This is a genomic window from Rhodobacter sp. TJ_12 (assembly GCF_020023995.1).
Classification (GTDB): Bacteria; Pseudomonadota; Alphaproteobacteria; order Rhodobacterales; family Rhodobacteraceae; genus Rhodobacter.
In genome coordinates this window covers 66,836-85,242 of the sequence record NZ_NRRD01000012.1, presented here as the reverse complement: position 1 = coordinate 85,242, position 18,407 = coordinate 66,836, and the positions used below count along the sequence as shown (strand labels likewise).

Annotated in this window: 10 protein-coding genes; 1 reads left to right on the top strand and 9 read right to left on the bottom strand. The window is 64.0% G+C overall.

What is annotated here, in order from left to right:
* Positions 1–43: 43 nt before the first annotated feature.
* The 3 genes from CKO11_RS10390 to CKO11_RS10380 all read right to left on the bottom strand — a co-directional run bounded on the left by CKO11_RS10390 (position 44) and on the right by CKO11_RS10380 (position 10,348).
* Positions 44–6,082, bottom strand: a complete 6,039-nt coding sequence (locus CKO11_RS10390) for a DEAD/DEAH box helicase (protein WP_223637877.1) — start codon at positions 6,080–6,082, stop codon at positions 44–46.
* Positions 6,079–8,850 (bottom strand): hypothetical protein, encoded by a 2,772-nt coding sequence (locus tag CKO11_RS10385; protein ID WP_223637874.1) that lies wholly within the window; start codon positions 8,848–8,850, stop codon positions 6,079–6,081. Before CKO11_RS10385 ends, CKO11_RS10390 begins: the two co-directional genes overlap by 4 nt.
* Positions 8,851–9,985: 1,135 nt before the next feature.
* Positions 9,986–10,348, bottom strand: a complete 363-nt coding sequence (locus tag CKO11_RS10380) for a hypothetical protein (RefSeq protein ID WP_223637871.1) — start codon at positions 10,346–10,348, stop codon at positions 9,986–9,988.
* A 205-nt stretch (positions 10,349–10,553) separates the two neighbouring features.
* Here CKO11_RS10380 and tig point away from each other — a divergent pair, with 205 nt between their 5' ends.
* Entirely contained in the window at positions 10,554–11,888 is a 1,335-nt protein-coding gene (tig, locus tag CKO11_RS10375; RefSeq protein WP_223637936.1) for a trigger factor, read from the top strand.
* A gap of 101 nt (positions 11,889–11,989) precedes the next feature.
* Here tig and CKO11_RS10370 read toward each other — a convergent pair whose 3' ends face one another.
* From CKO11_RS10370 to argE, 6 genes are all read right to left on the bottom strand, one after another.
* Positions 11,990–12,685 (bottom strand): SGNH/GDSL hydrolase family protein, encoded by a 696-nt coding sequence (locus tag CKO11_RS10370; RefSeq protein WP_223637869.1) that lies wholly within the window; start codon positions 12,683–12,685, stop codon positions 11,990–11,992.
* A 164-nt stretch (positions 12,686–12,849) separates the two neighbouring features.
* On the bottom strand, positions 12,850–14,355 hold the full coding sequence (gene der / locus CKO11_RS10365; protein ID WP_223637867.1) for a ribosome biogenesis GTPase Der: 1,506 nt from the start codon (positions 14,353–14,355) through the stop codon (positions 12,850–12,852).
* Positions 14,356–14,416: 61 nt separating this feature from the next.
* On the bottom strand, positions 14,417–15,736 hold the full coding sequence (locus tag CKO11_RS10360) for a PQQ-binding-like beta-propeller repeat protein (protein ID WP_411742009.1): 1,320 nt from the start codon (positions 15,734–15,736) through the stop codon (positions 14,417–14,419).
* Positions 15,737–15,782: 46 nt separating this feature from the next.
* Positions 15,783–16,427: a hypothetical protein gene (locus CKO11_RS10355; protein ID WP_223637865.1), complete on the bottom strand. Its 645-nt coding sequence runs from the start codon at positions 16,425–16,427 to the stop codon at positions 15,783–15,785.
* A gap of 143 nt (positions 16,428–16,570) precedes the next feature.
* The gene (locus CKO11_RS10350; RefSeq protein ID WP_223637863.1) at positions 16,571–17,254 is read right to left on the bottom strand and encodes a GntR family transcriptional regulator; all 684 of its coding nucleotides are present in this window, start codon (positions 17,252–17,254) and stop codon (positions 16,571–16,573) included.
* Positions 17,235–18,407, bottom strand: a complete 1,173-nt coding sequence (gene argE / locus CKO11_RS10345) for an acetylornithine deacetylase (RefSeq protein WP_223637861.1) — start codon at positions 18,405–18,407, stop codon at positions 17,235–17,237. The genes CKO11_RS10350 and argE overlap by 20 nt, the downstream gene beginning before the upstream one ends.

The following is an 18,407-nucleotide window of genomic DNA, read 5'->3' as shown; positions in this document are numbered from 1 at the left end:
ATCTGATGCATCGAAGCGATCCACTCTATCTCCAACCTTACCGTCAACCGACGTTCTCAAGGATCACCGGCTCGTCACCACCAAAAACCTTGATATCCAACTTTTGCAACCTAGCCGCCTGCAACTCCGGCGGAGCACGGAAATCGTGGCGCAGGTCACGGCCCTCGGCGCGCATGCCCCCAAAGCCTTGATCGAAGAGCAACCGATAGCGCCGTCCATCGCCAAGCGCAAATGCCAGTTCCCGGCGATGCGGCAGATCGCTCTTGCGCGCAGCCATCCGCAACCTTGCCTTGGGCAACAGCGCCGCCAAAGTCTGCTGCCGGGTCAGATCATCGTCGTAACTCTCGAAGATCTTGGGGAAATCCCGCAAGCTTCGGCGATCGCCATTCGGGGCAAGATCGATGTGAACCGTCGTGGTTCCCAAACCGGGCATCGCCTTGATCGTCTCGGCCAAAAGGCTGAGCGTGATCGGTGTCAACAGATAGCGATCGGAATAACTGACCTCGGTCACCCCGACGGTTTTCATCGCGCTCACTTCCAGCAGCGCCGTCTTGCCGATCCAGTTCCAGAACCTGCGCCCGAAGCCTGCGACCGGGCCGTCAAGATCGCCCTCGGGGGTGAGCACCCGACCATTGCCGGTGCCGAATTCGAAGAGTTTTTCGATCGAGAGCGAGGACAGCAGCGCCGGCGGCTCCATTGGCCCGATCAGGACTGTTCCCTGCCCGCCCATCGCCCAGCACTCATTCGTCTGCGCCTCTTCGGCGGCCTGAACCGCGACGCCGCGCCAGCCCCCGGCAGCATCGGCCAGCATCGAAACGACCGGCAGCCCCCCGAGATGCGGTGCGGTCTCGACCGCAGATATCCGCACATGTTGCGCGATCCGGTGCAGCGCCAGCTTGATCGAAAGATCGAACCCCGCATGGGTCAATGCGCCGCTCGGCAACCGCAACTCGACAGCAATTCCGGCCGAGGCCAGCATTGCCAGCGATGCCCGCATCGGCCAGCCCTGAAAATCCCATGTGTCGGGCATCCCATGCAGGCAGAAAACGACCTTTGCCAGAGTGCCGCCACGACGAAGTCGATCGATCGCGGGAACCAGCGCACCGCCAAGCGATCGGGTCTGCGGGCCGAACACCCGCAACGCCTCGGGTATCTGCAGCCGCAAGACGAGCGCCTCAGCAAGCCTGCGCGCGCCGCGCCGGTCCAGCCGGATGTCGCGCAGGCTCAGATCGGGTTGCAAGATGCACGAGGGGCAGCCATGCGCACACTCCTCGGGGCAAGCCAGACGTTGCTCCGCCTCCGCCAGCACCGATGAGAACAGATCCACCTCCTGCAGACGCGCCACGAGACCAGCACCACCGGCCGCGCGATCGATGAGCCAGGCCGAGACCTGTCGCGTCGCATCGGCTCCGACCGAGGGACCGCTGGTCAGACCGATCTCGGGGATCTCGACCCCCAGCCGCGCGCAAAGCACCTCGCGCAGCGCAGCCGCAAGCGCCAGCGCCTGCGCCTCGGTCGCGGGGGGCGGAAGTTGCAATTCGAACACATCGGTATGGCTGGTCTGCGCCAGATGCACGTGCTTTTGTAGCCGGTTCGGCAGGGTATATCCGCCGGGGCAATGACCATCAGAGGTCAATCTGGTCGACCGGCTGCGCGCCAACGGGAAATGCCGCCCAATACTCTCGGGCAAAGGGGCAGCAACCCCTTGCACATCTTCCTCCATCGGCGCCGCACGACCGCACTCAAGGCAGATCGCGAAGCCTCCGCCCAGACGACCGCTCGAGCGCGTCACCACCAGCCCGGCGGCGTCATGCCGATAGCGCCCTGCTGCCGGATCGGGCAGAGCGACCCAATCGCCGCCCTGCGCCGAAACACGTGGCGCGACATAGGGGCTGAAGACGAGGGTTTCATATCCGGTGTGGGGCGCCTTTGCAGTGAGGAAGCCGGCAGGGCGCAGGATCTTGCGCGCGGTGATCGCGATCGAACCGCAATCGGGGCAGGTCTCGGGCCGCCCCAGCGCCGAAACGCCGAAAGCATGGCAGGTGCCGCAGTCCCACATCTCCTGAAAATCTTCGAGTTTCGAGCTGTCCTGCTCGCCCCCCCACGCGGGTCTCACCCCCTCGCTTTGATAGACGAGACCATCGATCACCACCTCTGACCCCGGGGCATATTCGCGGATCGCCTGATGCAATTCGCGCGAGGCACCGCCGCGGGCATTGAAACTGATCTCGGTATCGACATCGGAGCGACCAGAAACCAGCGGATCGAAACTGACGACATCGGTGGCAAAGCCATAGGCCGGAGTGAAACCACGCCGCGCAAGATCGCCCAGCAGGAATTCACCGGCCATGCGCCGCGCACGGAATTCGAAAGCTTTGGCGGTGTCTTCATCGGCACCAAGGCTGCGATCGAGAAGAGCGGCATATTCCTGGCGCCAACTCACCGTCAGGCGCTCCATCGCGGCGGCGGTCTGTGCCACCAGCGTGGCGGGCGTCACCGCTTCGAGCGCGGTTCCTCGCACCAGATCGCGCAGAGCCGCTGCAAGCGCCGCTCCCCTGCCCCACTCTCCGGCAAGAGCGCGCAAGAACTGATCGACGGGTGCCTCTGTGGGCGTCGCGTTCTCGATGGAGCCCGGCAGGCCGAGGAACGACCCGGTGTTGGCCTTGATCTTCATCCCGCCATCTTCGGCCAGCCACCGCCCGATCAGCGCGGCATTGACATGGCGCTGCACGAGCGGCGCGCTGTCAAACCAGACCTTCGGCGCTGCGATCTTGCGGGTCAGGAAGGCGGCCGGCTTCAGAAAGGCCTGGCGATCGAGCGGCAGATCGCGACAGAAGGTCAATCCAAAGGCCCAAGGCTCGCGCCGCCGGCCAGCGCGCCCGACGCGCTGGCGATAGTTCGAGAGCGCGGGCGGCACGTTGGCATTGACCACCAGCTGCACCGCTGCCAGATCGACGCCCATTTCCATCGTCGTCGAGCAATTCAGCAGGTTGATTTCACCGGCATTGAACCGGTCTTCATAGGTTTTCAGAACAGGTCGTTCAATCTGCGCCGAATGCTCCTGCGCGCGCAGAAACGCCGGATAGGCGGCAACGCGGTCGGTCATATCGCTCCAAAGCCCGCGGCGACGCAATTCAGCCACCTCCGGGTCGGTCTCGCACCAATGCGACAGGGCTAGCCGCTCGTCGGTCGTCACCCCGACCGCCCGGGCCACAGGCAGACGCGGAAAGATCACCTTGTCCATCTTGCGCTTGCAGTCGAACGGGCTTCGCCCGGCCACCGAATAGCCGAAGGGGCGCCGCGTCACCGGGCAAAGCCAGGCCGCGTCGAGGCGCGTGACGGCGGCTTTCGCAAAATCAAGCTGGTAGACCCCGGGCCCGGCACTTACCAGAACCGTGCGCTTGAGCAAGTTCCACAGTTTTTCAAGCACCTCTCCCGCGAGATCTTGATGTTGCGGATTGGCGGGGTCACCAGCGATCAGGTTATAGACCATCGATTGCAGCCGCATCGGACGGCTCTTCCAGACCGGGCCAGGCCAGCCACGGGTGTTGTTCGGGCGGTCCTCGAAGCGCAACTCGGGCGCGGCGATCATGTTGAGCTTGCCAAAGCGCGGCGAGACGATAGGCACCATCCATTCGGGAATATGCGAAGCGAGATTATCCCGAAACACGAAGTCGATCGCGGCGCGGGCAAGCCCTAGCCACCCCGCAGCGTCGACACCGGCGCACGCAAGTGCCCCCGGCACCGGATCATTCAGCGCCGCGGCATCGAGCTCGGGAAACACGAGTTGCACAAGGCCCATCGTCTCGGGGTTGTTTTGCACCTTCGGGCGGCGGAACAGTTCGCGCAGCAAGAACATCTGCGCCAGATCCGCAGAGTTATCGCCCATCCGCCCGCCAAGCTTGCGCCGACGCCAGACCTCTCCGGCGAAATTGCACAGCTCGTGATGCGCGGCAAAGCGGGCGACCAGATCGGCCCAACGCACCACCGCCCCGGCATCGCCCGTCATCTCGGCGCGCTTGCCTTCGGCATCGGCGATCTCGCGTGCGAACATCTCGGCATCGACAGCTTTCAGCTTGGCGATCTTCGCATCAAGTTCGGCCAGTTGGTGCGGATCGGCCGCGGCCCCACCCTCTTGCACCGCATGATAAAGGAAGGCGCGCGTCAGGCTGCGCTCGGCCTCCTGCTGCAGTTTCGCCGCCAACCGTGCCACACCCTGACGGCTGTCGGAAAAGCTGATCGCGCGCCGACCGCCCGAAGGCAGACCCGAACGATCCTCCGGCGCGGCCAGGTCCTCAAGTGCCTGCGGCAAGGCATTGCCCATGAAAAACGCCGGCCCGAAGCGCATTTCTTGCAGACGCGCTTCGTCAGCCTGATCGCAACATGCGCGTGTTGCAGGTTCTTCGACCAGCGTCACCGGCCATGACATCGTGCCTTCAGGCGGCGCGTTGTCGAAGATGAGCCCGGTGGTCTTTTCCAGATGGACGCATCGCCCCTTGCCCTGCGGACCAGCCAGAAGCACCATAGATGACGCGCCCTCGGCCGCATCTTCTTCGGGTTCGGCATCAAGCGCGAAGTCATCTCCCTCGACCGGATCGGGGGTTTCGAGGCGGGCTTGAGCGCCAGAGATGAGCCGCGCCTGCAGATGCATCGCGCCGCAGCCACCACAAGCTACCACCTCGAAAACAGGCGCTCCGCAGCGACACAGCGGCCGCGGAGCGGTGTAAACCGCGCCGAAGCTCCAGCCGCTTTCGGGGGCGATCAGTTCTGCATCGCGATGCGGGCAGGCCGGATCGACACAGGCATAAACGCCGCCTTGCGCGCGATGGAACAGATGCGCCCGCCACGCCAAGAGCGCGCGACCGTTGCCCTCGGCCCGCGCCACGGCATCAAGCACCTGTTGTGCCGCTTCAGTGCGACCCGGATCGGCAAAGAGCACCCCCGCAATCTGTATCAAGCTGCACGGACCGGCGTTCAACGCCCGATGCAGCGCCTGAATCCGCGGATGCGGTGAAAGCGCGGACCAAAGCTCTGACGGCGTCATCGCGGCAAGGGCAGCGGGGTCAAGCGGCCCATCCGGACCCGGCATCGGCAATTGCGGGTCTTCTTCGACCCCCTCGATCACGGCGACCCGGTCGCGGCCAACCCCGGCCAGAGCCGCAGTGAAATCGGTCAGCTTTTCAAGCGCGTTCTCCTCACCCCCGATCGTCGCCGAGGTGGCCATCAACCGCACATCCTCTGGCGCGACGCCGAAAGCCGCCCGGACCCGGCGCAACAGCAGCGCCATCTCGGCGGCCTGCGAGCCGACATAGGAATGCGCCTCGTCCAGGACGATCCAGCGCAAGGCCCCCTGCGAGGCCTCGAGGATCGCCCGATCCTGCGCGCGCAACAGCAGGTATTCCAGCATCGTGATGTTGGTCACCAGAATGTCGGGCGGATTTTCCCGGATGTCCTTGCGGTTTTTCAGTTCGACGCGCGTCGAGGGGTGTCCTGCCTTGAAGGCCGTCTCGGGCGTGTCGCCATTGTAAAGGGCGAATTTAACCCGCCCGCCCAGACCCTCGGCCCAGTCCGAGAGTCGCTCGCGCTGACTCTCGATCAGCGCGTTGAGCGGATAGAGCAGGATCGCCTGCACCCCGGCCCCCACCCGAACGCGCTTGAGAATGTCGTTGAGCAAAGGGATCAGGAAGCATTCGGTTTTGCCCGAACCAGTCCCCGAAGTCACCAGAACGGATTTCTGCGCCTCGAGTGCCGCGCGCCAGGCTTCCAACTGATGGAAATAGGGCGGACGTTCCTTCGGCAGGAGATATTTCTGCCCTGCACTCAAAGCCTCGACCAACTGCGGCTCGAGCAAGGTGCCCGAAAGCTCGCCCAGGGTCTTGTCGCCCGGTTTCCAGGCTTTTGCCGCCTCGAATACCGGCGCCGCGAGAAGCGCCTCGGGGTGCCCGGGCGCCATTGCGAGGCGACGCAACAGCACCGAATTCAGCGCCGTATTCGACATGCGGGCCCTGGCGACGACGGCGGAGGCAGAGCGACGGGCCATGCGCGACAGGGCGTGGTCGAGATTGGAGTTGGTCAGGGTCATTTCCGCTGTCCCGGATTTGAGAGCGCAATCTGAATCGCCAACGGCAATGCGGTGTCGAACCAGTCCGGATCGACGAGGCGCAGCGCCAGAAGTTCGAGAATGTCGGCAGGCACCGGGTGCTTCGCAAGCCCGGCGGCCACCTCTGCGACGATCAGCGGCGCTTCGAGCGCCGGCGCCACGTCGGGGCAAAAACCCTCTGGTGCCACCAGGTGTTCTGGATGCAACCCGCCGCTGCCTTGCGGCATCATCGGAGAGCGGGCGACCAATTCCGCAGCACTCAGCTTCAAAAGCGCGGGCGTATTCATCACCCGAAGCGAAATCACGTTGCCATCAGGCCCGATCACCTCGGGCGCCAGTCCCAGCCCGCCAAGCGCCTGCGCCACGTGCCCGCTCAATTCCCGCCGCAGCGAGACGACGTGGCCCAGTTGCTGCCGCAGGCGGGTCAGAAACATTTCTTTCGCCTCGGCGGCCGAAAATCCTGCGGCCTCAAGCTTGGGCATGAGCAGATCGCGCAGATGCAACACCGCCCATCTCCAGGCAGAAACGGGTGTGAGGGGCCACCACAGCGGCGCTTCGGTTTCCAGATCGAGGATTTCTGCCGGGGTATTTGTGCGCAACAGCAGCGCAACGGCGCATTCGGGCACCGCTCCCAGCGCCTGGACCTGATCGAGCGCGCCACAATCTCCCCCCGCGCGGCCAAGCCGGATCAGCGCCTCGATCTCCCCCCAGCCCGGATCTGTCGGCCGGCGCATGAGACCCTGAATTTGCGCCACATAGGTTTCGATGCGGGCCTCGCGGGTCGATCGCGGCAAGGGATCGCTCGACCAGGGGAATGGCCGCATCACCCCGCGCGCGGATTGCCCCTGCACAAACCAGATCCCGGGCACATCCGACAACCAACCCGAGAGATCAAGCGGCCCCTCCACCTCTTTCACCCGCAATTCATGGGGCGGCGCAACCGTGAGCGCCGTAAGACGACACGGCTCGGCGCCAAGGTCCGGCGCATCGCCGCGCGGCAATTCCCAGTCATAGCGCCCGATTTCGAGCCGGTTGGTTTCCACCCCGGCAACAAGCCGCAAATTGACCTTGCCATCGGCCCCGGTCATCGCCAGGGCCTGACCCAGCAACGCGCCGTAGCTGGCCAGACGGATCTGCCCCGCTTCAGCGAAGCCGATCGCGTGCGCGGCCTTCGCGATACGCAGTTGCACCGCCGCCCCTTGCTCGGGCAGCACCCCACGCCAACCATGGATCGATCGCAGCGCCAAAACCCGGTTCGACCGCAACCGCTCCCCATCGGGCGAAATCAGCAGTGGCGCACGCGAGGGCCAGGCGCGAACCAGATCGAGCGAAAGGCCGGAGGCGGGGTCATGCAGGGTCAGCACGATATCACCGGGATCGCGCGCGCCGACGTCAAGCCGAGCCTCGGCTCCGAACGGCGTTTGCACGCCCGCTGCGGCAAGGCTCATCCGCCACCCGACCGGCAACCCCTTGGCCCGCGCCTCAACCACCCCAGGGGCAACTTCCCGAGCCTCAATGTGCAGATCGGACGGAAGAACGACACAGCGCAATGCAGCGCACAAGTCTCCCCCGAGATGCCATTGCACGATCCGCCCGCCAAGCACGCGCCGCATCGGGGTTTCGCGGATCTGCCCCTGAAGATCGCGCAAAGGAAGCCCCAGATCCGCCCCAAGGTAACGCATCCGACCTTGATAGACCGGCAGTCTGTCTAAAGCCCGCCACCCCCGGAAAATCTCGCCAAAAGGCAGGATCTGCAACGACTGCGCATCGGTTTCGGCACCGGTTGCGATGCTCGTTCTGATATCCCCGAACCCGATCTGACCAACGCCTGAAAGCTCCCACAACCGCCCATCGGGCGCCACCGCAGACCCTAGGATCGTCACGCCGGCGTCCGGCTCGCACGTCACCCCCTCAGGCGCCAAGACCCAGATCCGATCCGAGCGTGTTCGCGGCTGTGCCGCGGGCTTCAGGCCGCCCTCCTCGCCCGAAACCCAATAGCTGAGGATCTCTTCGGGCTCGGGCAGACCAGACTCAAGCACGACATCGCACAGCGCCCTTCCGTCAAGGTTGACGGTGAAGATTGCCGGTTCGACAAGCGGCATCACTGTGAAGTTGCGACCGACCGGATCCAGTCGCCAGCCGCTAGGTTCGGGATGCGCGCGCAGGATCAACCCCTGTTCCGAGGTCAAGCGCAGGATCTGCCCCCGAGCCGCAGCGGGTATCAGCGCCTCTGGCAGGAAACCTCCGGTGGCCTTGATGATCCCGAGCCAGCCCGCACCATCGGCGCGGGGCCGCAGAGCCCTCAGCAGCGGCGGCCCAATGCTTTCGGAACGCGTGCTTTCGCACCGCAATGCCGGACGCAAGATCGCCGCCCGCGCGGCGTCCGACAATCGGATCGGGAAACGATCAGCCCAGCCTGGCACGGCGCGATCAAGCCAAGGCTCGATCGCGCCCTCGTCGATTTCGGACGGCAGGGCGCGGCGCAACTCGACGATTGCCAAGGCAAGTTCAGCCAGAAGCAAGCTCGAGTCAGTGTGACCGAAGACCTCCGGCAGCCGGTTCAAGGTGCGATCAGCGATGCGCCGAGCCGTTTCAAGATCGGCATCGCCGTGGCGTTCCAATTCCTCCACCGCCGCCAAAACCGCCTTTTGATAGCCGCTTTCGCGGCTCAGGAGCGCGTCGGGAAGCCCTCCCTCTGCCAAGAGCGATTGCAGGTAAAGCGCTGCATTGTCCGATAGACGGCGACGCAACGGCCTCCCCCAGGCTTTCAGGCCCAGCCGCGTGAGGTTGTGTGCCAGCTTCATGTCGACCGACACCCCAAGCCCTCCGAAAACGAGCTCCCAGGAAAGCACGCCTCTAGCGTAGGTTCGGTTGATGTGCTCGGCGGCCCAGAGCACAAACCATTTTGCCGTGCTTTCGAGAACCTGCCCGGAAGCGACCCGCACGAAGAGATTTCGCCTCAGTTCGGCCTTTTCTACGTCGGAGATCCGCCAACCGTGTAGCGGGCGGCCATCGGCTCCCTCCACTCCACGTGACGCAAAGAAACGTTCATCATATGTCATGTTCGCCCCGATGACCAAAGGGAAACAAAAGAAATTCTCAGGTATGGGACAAGTCTGCCCATTCTCTGGAAACAAGCTTTAAGCCCATAAGAAAAAAGGATTCTGCCGAGCAAAGTTTGTACATGCCGGGACGCAGGCGTCAAGGTCGCCGCCCGCACCGTCACCCCCTCCTGAAAGGTCTCGAGCACCGTACCCGATCCCTCTGGATGGACACCAAGATAAGTCGGAGGCATCGAACACGGCACCGCCGCATATGTCGCCGACTTTTCCACCGCCGGTGTCATTGAGTGCAGCAAATACGCGCCATTGCATTTACAGCGCGCGACGTATTGCCCGGTCAGAGGGCCAGTTCGTAGACCATCCGAAAACCGATGCGCATACCTTCGTGCGCCGCCCGTTCAACCTGCGTTTTCTTGAAAGAGGGCCGTGGAGATGTGGGACAACTCCGACGCTCCGGACCGGTTCTGAACCGTTCGGTAATCCCATTGATATGGAGCACCGCGATACTCGCTTTGAAGTAATATTCTCAAGGCGACTCCCCCACCTAATCCAGCCATTTATAGCGGCCCACTTGGGCGATCCCGAGCTGCCTACATGCCGGAGAAGCCAAGGGATGTTCCTAGAAACTAGGTTAGCAGTTTCACTATTCGTTTTTGATATGTTCTGCCAAACCTTTAGGGCATCAACATTGTTTTCATTGGATAATCACCAGATTTAGGTTCTGGCGCCTTTGGCGTGGGGGTTCGAGTCCCTTCACCCGCACCAGCCCCCAAGCGGCCCCAACCGGGGTGCAAAGGGGGGCTTGGCGCCGCGTAGGGCCGGGTCAGGCCCCGCCGCAGTTGCGCGCCAGATACTTCCGCACCCGTTCCAGCTTTTTAAGCTGCATATGCACCCCACCCAGGCCAAGCCCTGCGGCCTTGGATTCGGTGCCAAAGCCGGTATCGGCCGAAACGAACCGCGCTCGCGCGCTGGGCGCGGCTTTCTCGGCGGCCTGTGCCGCCAGATCGGTCACCCGCTTCATTTCGCGGTCAAAAGCAACCGCCACCTGCTTGCATTCGACCGGGTTCGGCTGTTTCGGCAAATCGGCGAAATCGACCTGTTTCGGGCGCCAATCCTGCCCGCCCAGCACCACCGTGGCGCCAATCAAAACCAAAGCGCCGGCAATCATCGAAATTCCTTTATACACACCCGTGCTCCAATAGATCCGCTCAATGTCGCGGATTGTGGCGCGAAGGATGGCAAGAGAATGGCCGTAAAGCGGAAAGAATCGCGCGACAGCGCCCGTTTTCCGCCCCGTTTCGCCTTGCCAGCCAAGCGCCGAATGCCTAGAAGGGCCCCTGAAATTTTTGCCACGCGCGCACATCCGGCGCGCCGGAACCAGAGGAATGTCCATGCAGGTCACCCAGACCCTCAACGAAGGCCTCAAGCGCGGCTACACCTTCACCCTGACGGGCGAGGAGCTCGAGGCGAAAGTCACCGCGAAATTGGCCGAGGCGCAGCCCGAAGTCGAGATCAAGGGCTTCCGCAAGGGCAAGGTGCCGATGCCGATCCTGCGCAAGCAATTCGGCGATCGTCTGCTGGGCGATGTGCTCAATGAAAGCGTCGATGCCGCGCTGAAAGAAATTCTGTCCAGCTCGGGCGACCGTCCGGCGATGGAGCCGAAAATCGAGATGGACAACGGCGAAGCGTGGAAACCGGGCACCGATGCCACGTTCAACGTGTCCTACGAAGCGCTGCCGGAAATTCCGAGCTTTGACCGGGGCGAACTGGAGCTGGAACGCCTTGTCGTGAAAGCCGAAGACGCCGCCGTGACCGAGGCGCTCGAAAACCTCGCCAAATCGGCGCAAAACTTTGAAGACCGCCGCAAAGGCTCGAAAGCGAAAGACGGCGACCAAGTCGTGATCGATTTCGAAGGCTTCTTGGGCGACGAACCGTTCGAAGGCGGCAAAGGCGAAGAATATCCGCTGGTGCTGGGCTCGAACTCCTTCATCCCGGGCTTCGAAGAACAACTCGTCGGCGCGAAAGCGGGCGAAGATGTCGAAGTCAAAGTGACCTTCCCGGCCGAGTATGGCGCGGAACATCTGGCGGGCAAAGAAGCCACCTTCAAATGCCACGTCCATGCGGTCAAAGCCCCGAAAGCGGCGGAAATCGATGACGAGCTGGCCAAGAAATTCGGCGCCGACGATCTGGAAGCGCTGAAAGCCCAAGTGCGCGAGCGTCTGGAATCGGAATATCAAGGCGCGGCGCGCGCGGTGCTCAAGCGTGGTCTGCTCGACGCGCTGGACGGCAAGATGGATTTCGAACTGCCGCCCTCGCTGGTGGAAGCCGAAGCCAACCAGATCGCGCACCAGCTTTGGCACGAAGAAAACCCCGATCACCACGGCCATGACCACGGCGAGATCGAGGCGACCGACGAGCATAAGGCGCTGGCCACCCGCCGCGTCCGGCTTGGCCTCGTGCTGGCCGAAATGGGCCGGGTCGAGAAAATCGAAGTGACCGATGCGGAAATGACCCAAGCGGTGATGAACGCGGCGCGTCAATACCCGGGCCAAGAGCGCGCCTTCTTCGAATTCGTGCAGAAAAACCCGCAGATGCAGCAGCAACTGCGCGCCCCGATCTTCGAAGACAAAGTGATCGACTTCATCGTTTCGGGTGCGAAAGTGACCGAAAAAGAAGTCACCAAAGAAGAGCTTGAAAAAGCGATCGAAGCGCTGGACGAACTCTGATCCAGCCGGTCACCGGACAGTGACGCGAAAGGCCGCCTTCGGGCGGCCTTTTTCATGGTTTGGGGGTCGCCGGTCCGCGCTTGATGCACGCATTGGCCCGCTTAATCGGCCCCGGACCCTGCTCCGGCGGCGGCAAGCACCCCGGCAATGCGCGCGGCAATGGCACGCGAGCCCTTGGGCGAAGGATGGATGCGGTCTTGGGCATAAAAGCTCGTGTCGCCCTTGGGCACCAGATCGGCCAGCGACACGAAGACCACGCCGACATCGGCCTTGGCCATGCGCGCCAGACGGCGGTCCATCTCGTCGCCGGTGCGGCCACATTTCTCGACCGGGCTGTTAAACCCGTTCGAGCGCAAATAACCGACAAACAGCACCCGCGCCCCGGTGGCGCGCAATTGCGCGACCTGATCCGCAATCGCGCCGCCGCGCCCGTCGCGGGTGATCAGCTTGTCCAGAAAACGCGCACAGCGGCCGCAGCCGCAATTCCACAGCACGTCATTGCCGCCGCCGTTGAGCACGACCCAATCCCAATCGCCCTGGCGGTATTGCTTCGGGATCGACATCCCCAACGCCCCGGTGACTGGCAAGGGATAAAGGTAGCTTGCCCCCATTTTGGAGCGGTCGCGCACCACCTCGCCGGGCAGCAGGCGGCGCAACTCCTTGGCGACCGAGCGGCCCTGCAAACCGTTCACCGCAAATAGGGAATCGCCCATCACCAAAATATCGGCGCACAACGCTCCGGGCGCCGCGACGGCGATCATGGTGCCCAAGATCAACGCCCCGAATTTGCGCTGCATGCGCCGCCCCACTCTTTACGCCGTCTGCCGTGCATACCACAGCCAAGGCCGCGCGAAAACGCCCGGTCCAAAACCGGGCCTGTCGGTGGCAAACGATCTGAGGGGGGCCGAGGGGCAACGCCCCCGGCGGATCGCTTCGGCCCCGCGGAAGCGAAAGACCCGGCCTAGCCCTTTGGCTTGGAGGGCAGGCCCTTATCCTTGCGCGCAGTGTGCTTTTTCTTTTCGACGTGTTTCGTCAGCCGCGACGGGATCGATTTCTTACGATCCTTATAGGGGTTCGCACTGCCCTGATCGCGGAAGTAAATCCGGATCGGCGTGCCGGGCATGTCAAAATCGGCGCGCAACCCATTGACCAGATACCGCCCATAGCTTTCGGGGATCTGGTCGGTATGGGTAGATTTGATCACGAACCCCGGCGGGCGGGTTTTGGCTTGGGTGATATAGCGCAGCTTGATGCGGCGCCCGCCCGGCGCGGGCGGCGGATGCGCCTCGGTCATCGCGGTGAGCCATTGGTTCAGCTTCGCGGTCGAAACGCGGCGGTTCCACACCTCATAGGCTTTCAAAATCGCATTGTGCAGCCGGTCCAGCCCCTTGCCGGTTTTCGCCGAAACGGTCACCAAAGGCGCGCCCTTGAGTTGCGGCAAAAGCCGCTCGAAACTGTCGCGCAGCTCTTTCAGCTTTTCGGGCTTGTCTTCCTCAAGATCCCATTTGTTCGCGGCCACCACCACCGCGCGGCCCTCGGTCTCGGCAAAATCCGCAATCCGCAGATCTTGCACCTCGAACGGGATGTTCACATCCAGCAACACCACGACCACCTCGGCAAAGCGCACGGCGCGCAAACCATCGGCCACAGACAGCTTTTCCAGCTTGCCAGAGACCTTGGCCTTTTTGCGCATGCCCGCGGTGTCCCAAATCCGCATCGGCGTGCCCATGAAATCGGCGGTGATCGAGATCGCATCGCGGGTGATGCCTGCCTCTGGCCCGGTCAGCAGCCGGTCTTCGCCCAGAATTTTGTTGATCAGCGTCGATTTACCGGCATTCGGGCGGCCAATCACCGCCAATTGCAGCGGGCGCGACGCCGTGGGCATCCGCAGCGCGCTCTCGTCTTCTGCGGCCTCTTCCTCAGACAGCGTCACATCCACTTCGGGCATTTGCGCGACGTTCTTTTCGGCAAAATCATCGGCCAAGGGGCGCAGCATGTCGTAAAGGTCATCCAGACCCTCGCCATGTTCGGCGGAAATGCGCACGGGCTCGCCAAGGCCAAGGCTCCAAGCCTCCAAAGCGCCGGCATCGCCCGCCGCGCCCTCGGCCTTGTTCGCGGCCAAGATCACATGGGCGTTTTTCTTGCGCAGGATATCGGCAAAAATCTCATCGGCGGGCGTCACGCCCGCCCGCGCGTCGATCAAAAACAGGCAGATATCGGCCTCTTCCACCGCGCGTTCGGTCAGCCGCCGCATGCGGCCTTGCAGGCTGTCATCCTCGGCCAGTTCCAGCCCCGCCGAATCGATCACCACAAACCGCAGATCACCCAGCCGCGCATCGCCTTCGCGCAGATCACGGGTGACGCCGGGCGTATCATCGACCAGCGCCAGCCGCTTGCCGACCAAGCGGTTGAACAGCGTCGATTTTCCCACATTGGGCCGGCCAACGATGGCGAGGGTAAAGCTCATGTCATGCTCCTGTCGCGGCCATAAGCCGCGCGTGAAGCCGCCCGCTTACACGGATTTTGCCTCAACGGAAAGCGTGCAATTGCCCGTTGCGCGAAACGACATAAAGGGTGGACCCGGCAACAATCGCATCGGTCGCCGCCCCACCGGGGATTTCGGCCTGCCCGATCAGGCTGCCAGTGGCGGGATCAAAGCTGCGCAACAGCCCGTCAGAGGAAACAACAAAAAGCTTGCCGCCCGCCAAGACCGGACCAAGGTTCACGTGAATCTCGTTTTGGCGCTTGATCTTGTCTTTGACGAAATAGGGCAGATCTTCGGCCCAGATCGTTTCGCCCGTGCCCGCGTCCAAACGCATCAGCTTGTTTTGATCCGAAATCAAAAAGACAGAGCCGCCCGCCACTTGCACCGGGCTGACCGCGCCCTCATCGGCGCCCCAAAGCCGCTGGCCCGTGGTCGCATCAAAGGCCCCCAGCTTGCCTGCGGACGAGCCCGCATAGACGGTCTTGCCGACCACGACCGGATCGCCGGTGAGGTCAGACACAATGGTATAGCCGCGCCCGGTGCGCCCGCCCACAACCCGCGCCCGCCAGACCGGGGTGCCGGTTGCCCGGTCAACCGCGACCATCTCGCCCGTGGCAAAGGGGAAGATCACCAGCTTGCCCGCAATCGCCGGGGCCGATACGCCCGACATGCCCGCCTTGCCCGGCACGCCGCCCATTTGCCATTGCACCTTGCCATCGGCTGCATCGATGGCCCAAGCCGAGCCATCGCGCGCCAGCACATAGACGGTGCCATCGGCCACCGTCGGCGCGCCGCCGATGCCGGTGTCGAAAGATTGCCGCCAGATGACCTTGCCCGTGGCGGCCTCAAGCGCGACCAGTTCGGCAAAGCCCGTGGTCGCATAGACCCGCCCGCCCGCAACCGCCAAACCGGAGCCCGTCGCGTCATCGGCACGGTCACCCGGCGCGGCGATATCGCTCGCCCAAAGCGTCGCCCCACCGGTCGAGGTGGCGGTCAGTTGGGCCCGGCTGTCGAGGGTGAAAATCTTGCCGCCTGCGGCCACCGGCGCGGCGGCGATCCGGTAGCGCCGCGATTGGCCCTGCCCGATCGGCGCGGACCAAACCGGTGTCAGCCCCTGCCCGATCGCTGCATTCACCAGCCCATGGCTTGCCCCGCCGCCGCGTTGCGGCCAATCGGCATTGGCCACCGCGGAGGGCAGCGTGATCGGACGCGCCGCGGTCAGCGCGGTGGCCGGGTCCGCCCCGCCGCCATCGCCCAAAACCGCGCGCGGATCAAGCCGCTCGCCTTCCAGACGCACCTCACGCTCGCAAGCCGAAAGCGCCATGGCCGCGCCCAGAATGGCAATTCCTGCAATCCGCTTCACGGCACTCTCCCCGCTTTTGTTCTTGCCCGGTCTGCGGCGCATCGGCTCAGGCCGCCGCCGGGTCACCGCCCAGCGCCACAATCAACTCTGTCGCGCGCTGTTGCAAGCCCGAGGTGGCGCCCTCGGCCGCAAGGATTTCGCGCGCCTTGGCAATGGCCGCCGCCGTATCGCCCGCCGCAACCGCCGCCAAAGCCTGTTGCTCCATCGCCAAAAGCCGGAACGGCGCGCCCGGATTGGCCAATTCATCCAACTCGGCGGTGCGTTCCTCGGGGCTCATCAGATCGCCCGCAACCAAAACCGCCTTGAGCCGGGCCAATTGGCGCAGGCTGTCGGGCAGGCTGGCATCCGCCCCCACGGCGCGCAGATCGGCCAGCGCAGCCGCGCGCTTGCCATCTTCGGCGGCCTGCGCGGCGGTCAGCAGCTTCACCAAAGCCTCTTGCGGGCCTGCGGCGGGGATCGCTTGCAGCGCTTCGGCGGGGTTTTCGGTCTGCAGCGCGGCCAAAACGGCATCGCCAAAGGCTTCGGCCTCGGCCTTGGCAGAGGCCTTTTGCCATTCGACATAGGCCGAGCCGCCGACCAGCGCCAAGATCGCGACAACGCCGATCCAGCCATATTTGCGAAACAGCCCCCACAGCCGGTCGCGCCGCACTTCTTCGGTGACTTCGTCGATGAAACTGTCGCTGTCGTGCACGCTTAAGGCTCCCTGATCTTTGCCCTATCTATACGCAAGGGCACGCCATTGCCAAGGGCGGCGGTGGGCTTTGACGCGGGTCGATTTGGGCGGCGCCAGACGGCCCCTGCCCCATCGAACATCCGACCATCATCCGGGCCGGATCATTTTTCCAGCCGCGCGAAGCTGAGCGAAATATGCCCGCGCCGCAGATGCCCGACCGCATCCAGATCGCCCAGCCGTAGCGCCGCCAAAATATCGGCCACCTCGCGGACATAAATTTCGATTTCCTGCATCAGATCGATGCGCGAGGCGGTGACCTGTTGCAGCCAGATCCGCGCGGTGCGGAAATAAAGCCGTTCCGACATTTGCTGCAGCGGTGCATTCGCGGTGGTGTCCAGAAGCGTTAAAAACATATCGCGATCAAGCAACATGAATTCGCGTGCAGAGGGGGCGGATTTCAGCGCCTGCGCGCGCAGGCCCAAGGCCGTGACGCGGGCGACCAACTCGGATGTCGGCGCGACCGGATCAAGGGCGACCTGCAACAGCGCCAAGTCCTTGCGCAGCCGGTAAACCTGCGCCAGTTCCGCCAGATCAAGATCGGTCACCAGCGTGCCAACGCCTTGGACCGCGCGCACCAGCCCCTCATCCTCCAGCCGCGCAAGCACCCGGCGCAACGGCGTGCGCGACACCCCGAATTCGGCGGCGAGCGCGGTTTCCGACAGCTTCAGGCCGGGCGGATAATCCAACAGGCAAATTCGGCTGCGCAGCGTGTCATGCAACCGCGCAAGCCGCTGGCGCGCAGCCGGCACCGCCTCGGCGGGGGGATCACTCAGCGTTGCGGGCACCGTAAATCTCTCCCAGCCGGTCCAGCATCGCCATCGACTGGCGCAACTGGTCCAGCTCGATATATTCATCGGGCTTATGCGCCATCTCGATCGAGCCGGGGCCGCAAATCACCGCCTGCATGCCGATCCCCTGAAACAGCCCCGCTTCGGTGCCAAAGGGCACCAGATCGGCGCGATTGGCCCCGGTCAGCCGAAACACCAGATCACGCGCGGCATTTTCCGCCATCGGCTCCAGCCCCGCCACTTCGCCGATCACCTCGGTCGAGATATCGGCCTGCGCCGCCACCTGCCGCATCTCGGGCAAAAGCACATCGCCCACATAGGCGGCGATCTCGTCTTTGACGAAGGCCAGATCTTCGGCGACCACGGGGCGCATTTCCCATTCCAGCACCGCCTTGCCCGCGATCACGTTATGCGCATGCCCGCCGGTCAGCCCCCCGATATTGAGCGTGGTATAGGGCGGATCGAAGCGCGACCCTGCGGGGCAGCGCGCGATCAGCGCCTGACGCAATTCCAAAAGCCGCCCGATGTAGCGCGCGGCATATTCCACCGCATTCACGCCCTTTTCGGGGGCCGATCCATGCCCCTCGGCCCCGGTGAAGGTCACGGTATATTCGCAGCAGCCCTTGTGCCCTTCGATCACCTGCATCTGCGTGGGCTCTCCAATCAGCGCCATGGCGGGGCGGCACGCGCGATCGCGCAGCACCTCGACCAAAGCGCGCGCGCCCAGACAGCCCACCTCTTCGTCATGGGTGAAGGCGAAATGGATCGGGCGATGGCGCGCCGCAGCCTTGAGCCCGTCGAGTTTGACCAGACAGGTGGCGATGAAACCTTTCATGTCGCAACTGCCACGTCCGTAAAGCCGCCCGTCGCGTTCGACCATGGTGAACGGGTCGCTGCTCCAGGGTTGATCGGCCACCGGCACCACATCGGTATGGCCCGACAACACCAGCCCGCCCGCGCGTTCGGGCCCCAATGTCGCGAAAAGATTGGCCTTTTGCCCGCCCGGATCAGTCATCACCTCGACCCGCGCCCCGGCCGTTTCAAGCCGCTCTGCGATATAGGCGATGGCCGACAGGTTGCTGTAGGCCGAAATCGTCGGAAAGGCGATCAGATCGCCCAGCACATCGCGGCACTGCGCCAGATCGGACAT